A 13,544-nucleotide genomic window follows, 5' to 3' on the forward strand; every position below is an offset into this window, starting at 1 on the left:
CAAAAGACGTACCTTCCTGACGGGGTGTAGCCCGAGTCGACTGCCGTTGCGGGCGCTACGGCAGTCTGGCGTTTGGGCTCAAAAATCCCAGCGGGTCGCCAATTGCAGGCTGCGCGGCTCGCCGTAGAAACCGGTACCGAAGTTGCCCAGGCCGGTGTAGTACTTTTTGTCGAACAGGTTCTTCACGTTCAACGTGGTGCTCAGGTGCTCGTTGAAGCGGTAGCGCGCCATCACGTCCACCAGGAAGTAGCTGTCCTGGGTAATGCGTGAGTTGTGGCCGAAATTCACCGAGTCGTTGGGATCGGGCTGGAACACATTGCCGAAGAACTCGCTCTGCCAATTCACGCCGCCACCCACGGTCAGGTTCTCCAGGGCGCCGGGCAGGCGATAGGTGTTGAACAACCGCACCACTTGCTGGGGCGTGGTGGTTTGCAGCACAGAGCCGTAGACGTAATCGCCGTTGGCGTCACGGCTGTGCTGGTAGGTGTAGCCCGCCGATACGTTCCAGCCGTCCAGCACTTCACCGGCCAGTTCGACTTCAAAGCCCTTGGTGGTGGCGCCGGCAATCGGTCGATACACCGAGTCGGTCTCAAACCCGGAAACGTACTGCGCAACGTTGTCCTGTTCGATGCGGAATGCGGCAAAGCTGGCGTTCAGGCGGCCGTCGAAAAATGCTGCCTTGAGCCCGGCTTCGTAGGTGTCGCCTTCAATCGGATCGAGCAGTTTGCGGTCGGCGTCCTTGCTGTTTTGCGGTTTGTAGATCTTGGTGTAGCTGGTGTACACCGACCAGATGTCATTCAGGTCGTAGACGATACCGGCATAGGGCGTGACGACGCCGGTCTGGCGGTAGGTGAAACGGTTGTCGGCCTTGGTCGGGTCGTAGAAGTCGGTGTTGTCGGTGCCGCTGAAGTTGCTGACGCGGGTGCCAAGGATCACCGACAGGTCATCGGTGGGTTTCAAGCGCGTGGCCAGGTACGCGCCGGTCTGGCGTTGCACGATGTCGTTCTGGCCGCTGCGGGGAATGTCAGGCTTCGGGTATTCGCCGCGCCAGTCGTAAATGCTGCCGCCCACGGGCGGGTAGATCGAGCCGTACACCGGCACGTCCTGCTTCGAGCGGGTGGCCATGAAGCCCATGATCAATTCATGCTCGCGCCCGAACAGGCTGAAGGGGCCATTGAGGTTGATGTCCAGGGTGTTTTGCACCTGGTCACCCTTGTATTTGCCCATGAACATGTACATCCCGTCGCCCGTGACCGGGTCCGGGTTGCCGCCGCTGGCGGAGGCGAGCAGGGTATCGTGCTGGCTGCGCTTGCGGTCAAGGCTGACTTTCAGCGACCAGTCGTTCGCGAGCTTTTGTTCCACCGAGGCAAACAGGGTCTGGTTCTGGAAGTCGCGACGGCTCCAGTCGGCGGCCGGGTTGAAGGACCGCGAGAAGTCGGTGCGTGAACCGTTGCTGAAGTACATCGGGAAGCCGGTCCAGCTGGCGCCACGGGAGCGGGTGTCCTGCTGGTCGATGCCGAAGGTCAGCAGGGTGTCCGGCGTCAGGTCGGCTTCGAGGATGCCGTAGGCGATATCCTTGGTGTTCTGGTAGTGGTCCAGGTACGACTGGCGATCCTGATACACGCCGACGAAGCGCCCGCGCACGTTGCCGGAGTCGGTCAAAGGCCCGGAAATATCGCCTTCGGTGCGGTAGTTGTCCCACGAGCCGAAGGTCTGCGTGACCGAGGCCTTGAAATCCCGGGTGGGCTTTTTGCGAATCAGGTTGACCGTGGCCGAAGGATCGCCGGAGCCGGACATCAGGCCGGCTGAGCCCTTGATGATTTCCAGGCGGTCATACACCGCCATGTCGGTGCTGGTGGTGCCGTAGTCATACACGCCGTCGTAGGTGGAGTTGACCCCGTCGTACTGGAAGTTGGTGATCGGCAGGCCGCGGCTGGAAAACTCCCAGCGTTCGCTGTCGTAATTCTGCACGCTCACGCCCGGTGCACGGCGCAGGGTGTCGGCGATGCTGGTGGAACCTTGGTCGTCCATTTGTTGGCGGGTGATCACTGTTACCGACTGCGGCGTCTCGCGCATCGACAGCGCCAGGCCGGTGGCCGAAGCCATGGCGCCGGTGGTGTAGGAGTGCGTATCTTCGGTGGTGGCGCCCAGGCCTTCGCCGGAGATGGTGGTGGCGCCCAGTTCCAGGGCGCCGGTGTTGGCCGGGACCAACTCCAGCACGTAGCCGTTGTTGCCCTGGGGCACGGCCTGCAAGCCGCTGCCTTGCAACAGCCGTTGCAAACCGCTGGCGGGGGTGTAGCTGCCGTTTAGGCCCGGGCTGGTTTTGCCGCTGGCCAGGCTGTTGTGGCCGGCGAAAAAGATCCCGGACTGTTCGGCGAAGCTGTTCAGCACGTTGACCAACGAACCCGCGGCGATGGTGTAGTGGCGGGCCGTTTCCTGAGTCGACGGCGACTCGGCGGCTTGCGCGTCGAGCGCGCCCAGGCACAACAAGGTAGCAGTAACGGCCAGCGCCAGCGGGCGCAAAGTGAAGCGAACGGGTTGCGACATGAATATTCCCTTTGGATCAAATCGATCGGCGAATTGAAAGCATCTGCAGGGTTTACCGAACGAGTTTTGGAAAAGGGAACTGACGGCTGAAAGTTTTTATGCGCCTGGGTGTTTGGGCCTGACCGTGACCCACCACGGCATGAGCGTGTCGACCTGAATCGGCAGCGCGGCCTGTAGCAGGCGCAGTGCGTGGTCGCTGTCTTTGAGGGGGAACGAACCCATTACCGGCAATTGCGCCACGGCTGGATCACAGCCCAGGTGGCCGGGGCGAAAACGATTGAGTTCGGCGACCAGTTGGCCAAGCGGCAGGTTGTCGGCCAGCAGTACGCCACGGCTCCAGGCCTCACGGGTGGCGGATGCGGGTGAATGGAGATTGAACCCATCGCGGGTGAAGGCCACTTGTTGCCCGGCCTCGATGATTCGTTGTTGCCGGCTGGCGGCGGTGCGCACTTCGACCCGGCCTTCAAACACATTGAGCACGGTGCTGTCGCCGTCCTGCAACACGCTGAAGCGGGTGCCGAGTGCCCGCAGGCGGCCCTGTTGGGTCTCCACCAGGAACGGGCGGTTCGGGTCCTTGGCGGTCTCGATCAGCACTTCGCCGAAACGCAGGTGCAGCAAGCGCTGGACCCGGTCAAAACGTACATCCAGGGCGCTCAAGGCGTTCAACCACAGGCGACTGCCATCGTCCAGCAGCGCTTCGCGGGTTTCACCGCCGGCGGTTGCGTAATCCGCACTCCAGCCTCCCACCAACCGGGGCAGGGCGGTGTTGCGCCAGGTGCCCCAGGCCAGCGTTGAACCGGCACACAGCACCAGCAGGGTCTTGAGCGTCTGGCGCCGAGAGCTGCGCAACGCACGGCTGGCGCTGTGGGATTGCTCGGCCAACGGCGCAAAGCGTTGGCTGACCCGTTCTACATAGCCCCAGGCGGCCTGGTGTTCCGGACTTTGCCCGAGCCATGCCTGCCAGTGCTGGGCAGCCTCTGGCTGATCCTGCAGGCGTACGTACCATTGGGCCGCTTGCTCAAGGCTGGCATGGCTGAGCTTTCCGGGGCTGTTCACTCCACGAGCATCCCGTCCAGTTCGGCTTCCAGCACCGCACAATGCAGCAGCGCCTGGGCCAGGTATTTTTTCACCATCCGTTCGCCTACCCCGAGCTGTTCGCCGATCTGCTTGTAGGGCAGGCCGTGTAACTGCGCCAGCAGGAATGCCTCGCGGACTTTGTGGGGCAGCCGCGCGAGCATGGCATCCACTTCGTACAGGGTTTCGACAATGATTGCCCGCTGCTCCGGCGACGGTTGCAGGGCTTGCGGCCGGTCCGCGAGGCTTTGCAGCCACGCTTGTTCCAGTTGGCGCCGACGCCAGTGATCAATGCACAACCCCCGGGCGATGGTGGCCAGGTAGGAGCGCTCCCGCGTCTCATCGGCGCCGGCCGGCGGGCGCTTGAGTACCCGGATGAAGGTGTCATGGGCCAGGTCCGCCGCATCCCAGCGATTGCTCAGGCGCCGGCGCAGCAGCCCCAGCAGCCAGGAATGGTGATTGCCGTAGAGGTCGCTGAACGAGGTGGACGGGGTCGACACAGTATCCATGTGGCGCAGAAGCCTTGGCGTAAATAAGAATTGGTCGCGATTAAACCAAAGGGCCGGGCACTGCGCAAATGATATTGGTTTGCTTTTGCGGCGTTGTCAGCGCCCACGCTTTTCGGCAATCCATGCGGTGGCCAGGTCGATAAAGGCCCGCAGTTTCGGTTGGCTCTGGGTTCGGGCGGGGAAATACAGGTACAGCCCGCTGCTTGGCGGTACGAAAGATTGCAGCACGGGCTCCAGTGCGCCTGAAGCCAGGTCCTCCATGACCTCGAAATCACTCACGTACGCCAGGCCCTGGCCGGCCCGCGCGGCGGCGATCATCAGGTTGCGGTCATTGACGATCAACCCGCCTTGAACGCCGACCGTAAATTCCCGGCCCGCCCGCTCGAATTCCCAGCGGTGTGCCATGCCCGAGGTCAGGAAGCGATAACCGATGGTTTGATGGGTCGTGAGCGCTTCCGGCGTTGTCGGCTTGCCGGCCTTGGCAAAGTAGGCGGGAGAGCCCACCACCGACCAGTTCAGGTCCGGGGTCAGGCGCACGGCAACCATGTCTTTGTCGATGGATTCCCCCAGGCGAATACCGGCGTCGAAGCCCTCGGTCACCAGGTCCACCGTGGCATCGTCGAGGGAAATATCCAGCACCACATCGGGGAAGGCCTCGCGAAAACGCGGGATCAACGGCTCGATCAGCAACTTGCCCGACAACCTTGGCACCGTCAGCCGCAGGGTGCCCATGGGCCGGTCGCGGTAGCCACTGAGGGCCGCCAGCGCTTCGTCAATCTCCCCGGCGGCGGGGCGCAGGCGGCTGTAAAGCGTCATGCCGGCCTCGGTCAGCGCCACCCGGCGCGTGGTGCGCTGGAACAGCACCACACCCGTGCGCTTCTCCAGGGTCTTCACCGCATGGCTGACCGCCGTCGGTGTTACGCCGAGGCGTGCAGCGGCCTGGGTGAAGCTCTTCAGTTCGGCCACGGCGAGAAATTCGGTCAAGCCATTGAAGGGATCAAGGTTCATCGGTCAGCCATTATGAAATTCTGTTTCAGAGTGCTTGTAGCACGAGACGGTTTTTCAGGCTAATGCCTCAGCGTACCTTGGCTCCACATTCACTCCATCAGGTACGGATCATGACAACGGCACATTCCTTCAAGCGTGTTTGGCTGGTAACCGGGGCTTCCCGGGGCATCGGCGCGAAAATCGTCGCGGCAGCACTGGCCCACGGTGATGCGGTGGTGGCGACGGCCCGCAACGCCCATACCGTCACCGAACGCTTCGGCGAGCAACCCGGGCTGCTGGCGGTGCAGCTGGACGTGACCGACGAATCCCAGGCTGCCGACGTTGCCCGTGCCGCCATTGAGCACTTCGGGCGCATTGATGTGTTGGTCAACAATGCCGGTTTTGGCCTGCTGGGCGCGGTGGAGGAGGCGTCTGCCGATGAGGTTCGCCGCTTGTATGAAACCAACGTGTTCGGGCTGCTCAATGTCACCCGCGGTGTATTGCCGTTCATGCGCCAGGCGCGCAGCGGGCACGTGATCAATATTTCGTCGGTGGGCGGCTTCCGTTCGGGTGCGGGGTTCGGCACGTACTGCTCGACCAAGTTTGCCGTTGAAGGGTTGAGCGAGGCGCTGCACGCAGAGCTGGCACCCTTGGGCGTCAAGGTGACGGTGGTGGAGCCGGGTTATTTCCGTACCGACTTCCTGGATGGCAACTCCCTGGTGGAGTCGCCCTTGATCATCGACGATTACGCCGCCACGTCCGGCGAGGTGCGCAAGCTGGCCAAGGTCTACAACCAGCAGCAACCGGGTAACCCGGAGCTGCTGGCAGTGGCCATGATCAAGCTGGTGGAAGCGCCGCATCCGCCAATGCGCCTGGCCCTGGGTACCGACACGTTGCAGGCGATCGAGGACAAGCTGGCCTACGTCAAGGAAGAGACCGCCGCCTGGCGTGAATTGTCGGCCTCAACCGATTTCTGACACCCAATGGCGTAGCAGCTGTCGAGCCGCAGCCTCGCTGGGGCTCGACAGCTGCTACGGTGGTTCTACTGCTAGGGGCCGGGCACCAAAAACGCCGCCTCCAGCAGTTGCCGGGTGTAGGCATGCTGGGGGTTGGCGAAGATCGCGGGTGCATCTCCCTGTTCAACCGCCTGCCCGTGTTTTACCACCATCAGTTGGTGACTCAAGGCCTTGACCACCGCCAGGTCGTGGCTGATGAACAGGTAGGTCAGGTTGTACTTGGCCTGCAGGTTGCGCAGCAGTTCCACCACCTGGCGCTGCACGGTACGGTCGAGGGCCGAGGTCGGCTCGTCCAGCAGAATCAGCCGGGGCTTGAGCACCAGGGCGCGGGCAATAGCGATGCGCTGGCGTTGGCCGCCGGAAAATTCGTGGGGGTAGCGATTGCGGGTTTCCGGGTCCAGGCCCACTTCCTTCAGCGCGGCGATAATCGCCGCTTCCTGCTCGGCGGCAGTGCCCATCTTGTGGATACGCAGGCCTTCGCCGACGATCTCGCTCACGCACATGCGCGGGCTCAGGCTGCCGAACGGGTCCTGGAACACCACCTGCATTTCCCGGCGCAGCGGGCGCACCTGTTGCTGGCTGAGCTTGTCCATCTGATGGCCTTCGAAGCGGATGCCGCCCTTGCTCGCAATCAGCCGCAAAATTGCCAGGCCCAGGGTGGATTTGCCCGAGCCGCTTTCACCGACGATGCCCAGCGTCTGGCCCTGGGGCAGGCTGAAGTTGATGCCATCCACCGCCTTGACGTAATCGACGGTATTGCGCAGGAAGCCTTTCTTGATCGGGAACCAGACCTTCAGGTCATCGACTTCCAGCAACGGTGGGCCGACTTCATTGGTGGCGGGGCCGCCGCTGGGTTCCGCTGCCAGCAGCTCCTGGGTGTAAGGGTGCTGCGGCGCCTGGAACAGGCTTTCGCATTCGGCCTGCTCGACGATGCAGCCTTTTTGCATCACGCATACCCGGTGGGCAATGCGCCTTACCAGGTTCAAGTCGTGGCTGATCAACAGCAACGCCATGCCCAGGCGCGCCTGCAGTTCCTTGAGCAGCTCCAGGATCTTCAGCTGCACGGTGACGTCGAGTGCCGTGGTCGGCTCGTCCGCAATCAGCAACTCCGGCTCATTGGCCAGGGCCATGGCGATCATCACCCGCTGGCGCTGGCCGCCGGACAGCTCGTGGGGCAGCGCCTTGAGGCGTTTATGGGGCTCGGGGATGCCCACCAGTTCCAGCAGCTCCAGGGTGCGTTTGGTGGCCACCTTGCCGGTAAGCCCCTTGTGCAGGCCGAGCACTTCGTTGATCTGCTTCTCGATGGAGTGCAGCGGGTTCAGCGAAGTCATCGGCTCCTGGAAAATCATCGCAATCCGGTTGCCGCGGATATGCCGGATAGTCTTTTCTTTCAGGGTCAGCAAATCGTGGTTGGCGTACTGGATCGTCCCCGACGGGTGACGCGCCAGCGGGTAGGGCAGCAGGCGCAATATCGAGTGCGCCGTGACCGACTTGCCCGAGCCGCTTTCGCCCACCAGTGCCAGGGTTTCGCCGCGCTTGATATCGAAGCTGACGTTGTTCACCACCCGCTGGTGGCTGTTGCCTACGACGAACTCGACGGAGAGGTCGCGGACTTCGATCAGATTGTCCTGATTCATCTCATTTCCTCGGGTCGAAGGCATCGCGAGCGGACTCGCCGATAAACACCAGCAGACTCAACATGATCGCCAGCACGGCAAACGCACTCATGCCCAGCCACGGCGCCTGCAGGTTGGATTTGCCCTGGGCCACCAGTTCACCCAGGGACGGCGAGCCGGCCGGCAGGCCAAAACCCAGGAAGTCCAGCGCGGTGAGGGTGCCGATCGCCCCGGTCAGGATGAACGGCATGAAGGTCATGGTGGAGACCATGGCGTTGGGCAGGATATGGCGGAACATGATCGCGCCGTTCTGCATCCCCAGCGCCCGGGCCGCCCGCACATATTCCAGGTTACGCCCGCGCAGGAATTCGGCACGCACCACGTCCACCAGGCTCATCCAGGAAAACAACAGCATGATCCCCAGCAGCCACCAGAAATTGGGCTGCACGAAACTGGCGAGGATGATCAGCAAATACAGCACCGGCAAGCCCGACCAGATCTCCAGGAAGCGCTGCCCGGCCAGGTCGACCCAACCGCCGTAGAAACCCTGCAAGGCCCCGGCGATCACGCCGATGATCGAACTGAGTACGGTCAGCGTCAGGGCAAACAGCACGGAAATCCTGAAGCCGTAGATCACCCGCGCCAGCACATCGCGGCCCTGGTCATCGGTGCCCAGCAGGTTGTCCCGTGACGGCGGGGCGGGGGCCGGAACTTTCAGGTCGTAGTTGATGCTCTGGTAGCTGTACGGAATCGGCGCCCACAACGTCCAGGCGTCCTTGGCTTTGAGCAGCTCCTGGATATACGGGCTCTTGTAGTTGGCTTCCAGCGGGAATTCGCCGCCGAAGGTGGTCTCGGGGTAGCGCTTGAGCGCCGGGAAGTACCAGTCGCCGTCGTAGTGCACCGCCAGCGGCTTGTCGTTGGCGATCAGCTCGGCGCCCAGGCTCAGGCCGAACAGGATCAAAAACAGCCACAGCGACCACCAGCCACGCTTGTTGGCCTTGAAACGCTCGAACCGGCGACGATTGAGGGGGGATAGATTCATCTCAATGCTCCCGGCTGGCGAAGTCGATGCGCGGATCGACCAGGGTGTAGGTGAGGTCGCCGATCAGCTTCACCACCAATCCCAGCAGGGTGAAGATAAACAGGGTGCCGAACACCACCGGGTAGTCGCGGTTGATCGCCGCTTCAAAGCTCATCAGGCCCAGGCCGTCGAGGGAGAAGATCACTTCCACCAGCAACGAGCCGGTGAAGAAGATGCCGATAAAGGCCGACGGGAAGCCGGCAATCACCAGCAGCATCGCGTTGCGAAACACATGGCCGTACAGCACGCGGTGGTTGGTCAGGCCCTTGGCCTTGGCGGTGACCACGTACTGCTTGTTGATCTCGTCGAGGAAGCTGTTTTTGGTCAGCAGCGTCATGGTGGCGAAGTTGCCGATCACCAGCGCTGTCACCGGCAGGGCAAGGTGCCAGAAGTAATCGAGGACCTTGCCGCCCCAGCTCAACTCATCAAAGTTGTTGGACGTGAGCCCGCGTAACGGAAACCAGTCGAAGTAACTGCCGCCGGCGAACACCACGATCAGCAGGATCGCAAACAGGAACGCCGGGATCGCGTAGCCGACGATAATCGCCGAGCTGGTCCACACGTCGAAGTGGCTGCCGTGCCGCGTAGCCTTGGCGATCCCCAGGGGGATCGACACCAGGTACATGATCAGGGTGCTCCACAACCCGAGGGAGATGGACACCGGCATCTTTTCCTTGATCAGGTCGATGACCTTCGCATCGCGAAAGAAGCTGTCGCCAAAATCCAGCCGGGCGTAGTTCTTGACCATGATCCACAAGCGTTCCGGCGCCGACTTGTCAAAGCCGTACATCTTCTCGATTTCCTTCACCAGCGCCGGGTCCAGGCCCTGGGCGCCGCGGTAGCTGGAACCGGCCACCGAGACTTCGGCACCGCCCCCGGCAATCCGGCTGGTGGCGCCTTCAAAGCCTTCGAGCTTGGCGATCATCTGCTCCACCGGGCCACCCGGGGCGGCCTGGATGATCACAAAGTTGATCAGCAAAATGCCGAACAGGGTCGGGATGATCAGCAGCAGTCGACGAACAATATAGGCCAGCATCTCAGTCGCCCCCGCTCGCCGGATCGGCGCTCTGGTTGGTGTCCACGGTTATCGCAGGTTTCACGTCGGGTTTGCTCCACCAGGTGGCGGTGCCGACGTCATACCGTGGCGAGACCTTCGGATGGCCGAGGTGGTCCCAATACGCCACGCGGAAGGTCTTGATGTGCCAGTTGGGGATCACGTAGTAGCCGAACTGCAGCACGCGGTCCAGGGCCTTGGCGTGGGCCACCAGGCTCTTGCGCGAGTCGGAGTCGATGAGTTCTTCCACCAACTGGTCGATGGCCGGGTCTTTCAGGCCGATGTAGTTGCGGCTGCCGGGCTTGTCGGCGCTGGATGACTTCCAGTACTCGCGCTGCTCGTTACCGGGCGATGAGGATTGCGGGAAGCTGCCCACCACCATGTCGAAATCCCGCGAACGGATGCGGTTGATGTACTGCGAGATGTCGACCCGGCGAATCACCAGGTCGATCCCCAGGTCTGCCAGGTTGCGCTTGAACGGCAACAGGATGCGTTCGAACTCGGTCTGTGCCAGCAGGAACTCGATGGTCACTGGCTTGCCGGTGGTGTCGACCATCTTGTCGTCGACGATCTTCCAGCCGGCCTCTTGCAGCAGTTGATAGGCCTCGCGCTGCTGGGTGCGGATCATGCCGCTGGCGTCGGTCTTCGATGGCTCGAAGGCTTCGGTAAACACCTGGGGCGGGATCTTGTCCCGCAGCGGTTCAAGAATCGCCAGCTCATCCGGGCCGGGCAGGCCGGTGGCGGCCATCTCGGAGTTTTCGAAATAACTGCGGCTGCGGGTGTAGGCGCCGTTGAACAGTTGCTTGTTGCTCCATTCAAAGTCCAGCAACAGGCTGATGGCCTTGCGCACTCGCACGTCCTGGAACATCGGCTTGCGGGTGTTGAACACGAAGCCCTGCATGCCGGTGGGGTTGCCGTTGGGAATTTCTTCCTTGATCAGGCGGCCCTGGGTGACGGCGGGGGTGTTGTAGGCATTGGCCCAGTTTTTCGCGCTGATTTCCAGCCAGTAATCGAACTGCCCGGCCTTGAGGGCTTCGAGGGCCACGGTGTTGTCGCGGTAGTAATCGGTGACCCGGTAATCGAAGTTGTAGAAACCCTTGTTGATCGGCAGGTCCTTGGCCCAGTAGTCCTTGACCCGCTCGTAGCGGACCGAGCGCCCGGCCTTGACCTCGGCCACCTTGTACGGGCCGCTGCCCAGCGGAATCTCCAGGTTGCCCTTGGAGAAGTCGCGGCCCTCCCAGTAATGCTTGGGCAACACTGTCAGTTGCCCAAGGATCAGCGGCAGTTCGCGGTTGTTGGTGCGCTTGAACTTGAACAGCACCCGCAGCGGGTCTTCGGCGATCACTTCGTCGACATCCGCGTAGTAGGTCTTGAAGATCGGCGAGCCATCCTTCATCAGCGTCTGGAAGCTGAACACCACGTCTTCGGCACGGATCGGGTGGCCGTCGTGGAAGCGCGCTTCGGGGCGGATGTAGAAGCGCACCCAGCTGTTGTCCGGGGCCTTTTCGATCTTGCCGGCTACCAGGCCGTATTCGGTGATGGGTTCGTCCAGGCTTTGCTGGGCGAGGGTGTCGTAGATCAGGCCGATATCATCTGCCGGCACGCCCTTGCTGATGAATGGGTTGAGGCTGTCGAAGCTGCCCATGCTGGATACGCGGAAGGTACCACCCTTGGGGGCATCCGGATTTACGTAGTCGACGTGTTTGAAATCGGCGGGGTACTTGGGCGGTTCGTTGTAGAGGGTCAGGGCATGTTGCGGGGCCGCATTGGCCGCGGCGCAAAACAGCAGGCTGCCAAGGATCGCAGTACGCAAAGGTATCATTGGGCTTTCTCCGAAGCTTTCAGCCACCATGCGCTCAGGCCCAGGCTGTAGGGCGGCGTGGTGACGAAGGCGAACCGGTTGCGGTACGCCAGGCGATGATAGTTGAGGTACCAGTTGGGAATACTGTAGTGCTGCCACAGCAGGACGCGATCCAGCGCCCGGCCGGCGGCCAACTGTTCTTCACGGGTTTGCGCCGCCAGCAGTTGGTCCAGCAGGTGGTCGACCACCGGGTTGGCGATGCCTGCGTAATTCTTGCTGCCCTTGATCCCCGCCTGGCTGGAGTGGAAATACTGCCACTGCTCAAGGCCGGGGCTGAGGGTCTGGTTGAGGGTCATCAGAATCATGTCGAAGTCGAACTGATCGAGGCGTTGTTTGTACTGTGCGCGGTCTACCGTGCGCAAGCGGGCATCGACGCCGATGCTTGTCAGATTCTCGACATAGGGCTGCAGGATGCGCTCCAGGTTCGGGTTCACCAGCAGAATCTCCAGCCTCAGCGGCTGCCCGTCACTGTTGAGCAAGCGTTGCCCGGACAGCTTCCAGCCGGCGTCCGCCAACAATGCGAGGGCGCGGCGCATCGTGTCGCGAGGAATGCCACGACCGTCGGTCTGGGGCAGGCTGAAGGGCTGGGTAAACAGGTTGGCCGGCAGTTGGTCGCGATAGGGCGACAGCATCAGCCACTCATGACCGGTCGGCACGCCGGTGGCGGAGAATTCGCTGTTGGGGTAATAGCTGAGGCTGCGTTTATAGGCGCCGCTGAACAGGGTGCGGTTGGTCCACTCGAAATCGAACATCAGCCCCAACGCTTCGCGGACCTTGGCCTGGCTGAAGGCCGGGCGCCGGCTGTTCATGAACAGGCCCTGGCTCTGGGTCGGTATCTGGTGGGCGATCTGCGCCTTGATCACATCGCCGCGGTTGACCGCCGGGAAGTTGTAGCCGTTGGCCCAGTTCTTCGCCTGGTGCTCGATATAGATATCGAACTCGCCGGCCTTGAACGCTTCGAAGGCCACGTCGCTGTCTCGGTAGAACTCCACCTCGACCTTGTCGTAGTTATACAAACCACGGTTGACCGCCAGGTCCTTGCCCCAGTAATCCTTGACCCGCTCGAACACCAGTTGTCGCCCGGGGCTGACCTTGCTGATGCGGTAAGGCCCACTGCCCAGCGGCGGCTCGAAGGTGGTGGCCTTGAAATCGCGGTTTTTCCAGTAATGCTGGGGCAATACCGGTAGCTCGCCCAGGCGCAGGATCAGCAACGGGTTGCCGGCGCGCTTGAACACAAAACGAATGCGATGCCGGTTAAGAATGTCGACCCGGGCCACTTCCTGCAGGTTGGTGCGGTACTGCGGGTGGCCTTCGGTCAGCAGCGTGCGATAGGAAAACGCCACGTCGTAGGCGGTGATCGGCTTGCCATCGTGAAACCGCGCTTCAGGGCGCAGGTTGAACACCACCCAGCTGCGGTCCTCGCTGTATTCCACCGATTGGGCAATCAGGCCGTAGCTGGAGGTGGGTTCATCGCCGGAAGGGGCATATTGGCCGGTGCCGACCATCAACGGCTCATTGAGCTCGTTGACGCCATATTGCAGGAAATTGGCGGTGGAAACCGGGCTGGAACCCTTGAAGGTGTACGGGTTGAGGGTGTCGAAAGTGCCAAACGCCATGACCCGCAAGGTGCCGCCCTTGGGCGCTGCGGGGTTTACCCAGTCGAAGTGGGTGAATTTGGCCGGGTACTTGAGCGTGCCGAACTGCGCATAACCGTGGCTCTCGGTAATGGTCGCGTTCGCGGAAAAGCTCAAGGCCAGACTTATTAGTAGAAGGAGGGGACGCTTCAAGTCAGGGATCCG

The 13,544-nt window shown here is 62.2% G+C and carries 10 protein-coding genes; 1 reads left to right on the forward strand and 9 read right to left on the reverse strand.

The genetic code is table 11. The features are described 5' to 3' along the window. Nucleotides 1-78: 78 nt before the first annotated feature. The 4 genes from ACIOMR_RS00755 to ACIOMR_RS00770 form a co-directional block, all read right to left on the reverse strand. The gene (locus ACIOMR_RS00755) at nt 79-2,547 is read right to left on the reverse strand and encodes a TonB-dependent siderophore receptor (RefSeq protein WP_401191656.1); all 2,469 of its coding nucleotides are present in this window, start codon (nt 2,545-2,547) and stop codon (nt 79-81) included. A 96-nt stretch (nt 2,548-2,643) separates the two neighbouring features. Then, nucleotides 2,644-3,603 carry a FecR domain-containing protein gene (locus ACIOMR_RS00760; protein ID WP_401191659.1) on the reverse strand — a complete coding sequence of 320 codons (960 nt, stop codon included), beginning with the start codon at nt 3,601-3,603 and terminating at the stop codon, nt 2,644-2,646. Next, nucleotides 3,600-4,130 (reverse strand): sigma-70 family RNA polymerase sigma factor, encoded by a 531-nt coding sequence (locus ACIOMR_RS00765; RefSeq protein WP_177019984.1) that lies wholly within the window; start codon nt 4,128-4,130, stop codon nt 3,600-3,602. The genes ACIOMR_RS00760 and ACIOMR_RS00765 overlap by 4 nt, the downstream gene beginning before the upstream one ends. 96 nt (nt 4,131-4,226) lie before the next feature. After that, the gene (locus ACIOMR_RS00770) at nt 4,227-5,138 is read right to left on the reverse strand and encodes a LysR family transcriptional regulator (RefSeq protein WP_134326410.1); all 912 of its coding nucleotides are present in this window, start codon (nt 5,136-5,138) and stop codon (nt 4,227-4,229) included. A gap of 110 nt (nt 5,139-5,248) precedes the next feature. Between ACIOMR_RS00770 and ACIOMR_RS00775 the strand changes: the two genes are divergently transcribed. Further along, a complete protein-coding gene (locus tag ACIOMR_RS00775) occupies nt 5,249-6,094 on the forward strand; it encodes an oxidoreductase (protein ID WP_008435212.1) in 846 nt (281 codons plus the stop codon). A gap of 71 nt (nt 6,095-6,165) precedes the next feature. Here the strand turns inward: ACIOMR_RS00775 and ACIOMR_RS00780 are convergent, their stop codons facing one another. The 5 genes from ACIOMR_RS00780 to ACIOMR_RS00800 are packed head-to-tail and all read right to left on the reverse strand — an operon-like array spanning nt 6,166 to nt 13,532. After that, nucleotides 6,166-7,770 carry an ABC transporter ATP-binding protein gene (locus ACIOMR_RS00780; protein ID WP_003207458.1) on the reverse strand — a complete coding sequence of 535 codons (1,605 nt, stop codon included), beginning with the start codon at nt 7,768-7,770 and terminating at the stop codon, nt 6,166-6,168. A 1-nt stretch (nt 7,771) separates the two neighbouring features. Next, complete coding sequence (locus ACIOMR_RS00785; protein ID WP_008435209.1) at nt 7,772-8,791, reverse strand: ABC transporter permease; 1,020 nt, start codon at nt 8,789-8,791, stop codon at nt 7,772-7,774. A gap of 1 nt (nt 8,792) precedes the next feature. Then, on the reverse strand, nt 8,793-9,866 hold the full coding sequence (locus ACIOMR_RS00790; protein WP_003207463.1) for a microcin C ABC transporter permease YejB: 1,074 nt from the start codon (nt 9,864-9,866) through the stop codon (nt 8,793-8,795). Nucleotide 9,867: 1 nt separating this feature from the next. Then, nucleotides 9,868-11,706 carry an extracellular solute-binding protein gene (locus ACIOMR_RS00795; protein ID WP_102605660.1) on the reverse strand — a complete coding sequence of 613 codons (1,839 nt, stop codon included), beginning with the start codon at nt 11,704-11,706 and terminating at the stop codon, nt 9,868-9,870. Continuing rightward, on the reverse strand, nt 11,703-13,532 hold the full coding sequence (locus ACIOMR_RS00800) for an extracellular solute-binding protein (protein ID WP_008435204.1): 1,830 nt from the start codon (nt 13,530-13,532) through the stop codon (nt 11,703-11,705). Before ACIOMR_RS00800 ends, ACIOMR_RS00795 begins: the two co-directional genes overlap by 4 nt. Nucleotides 13,533-13,544: the final 12 nt, after the last annotated feature.

It is taken from the genome of Pseudomonas sp. NPDC087814, from assembly GCF_044742865.1.
Taxonomy (GTDB): domain Bacteria; phylum Pseudomonadota; class Gammaproteobacteria; order Pseudomonadales; family Pseudomonadaceae; genus Aquipseudomonas.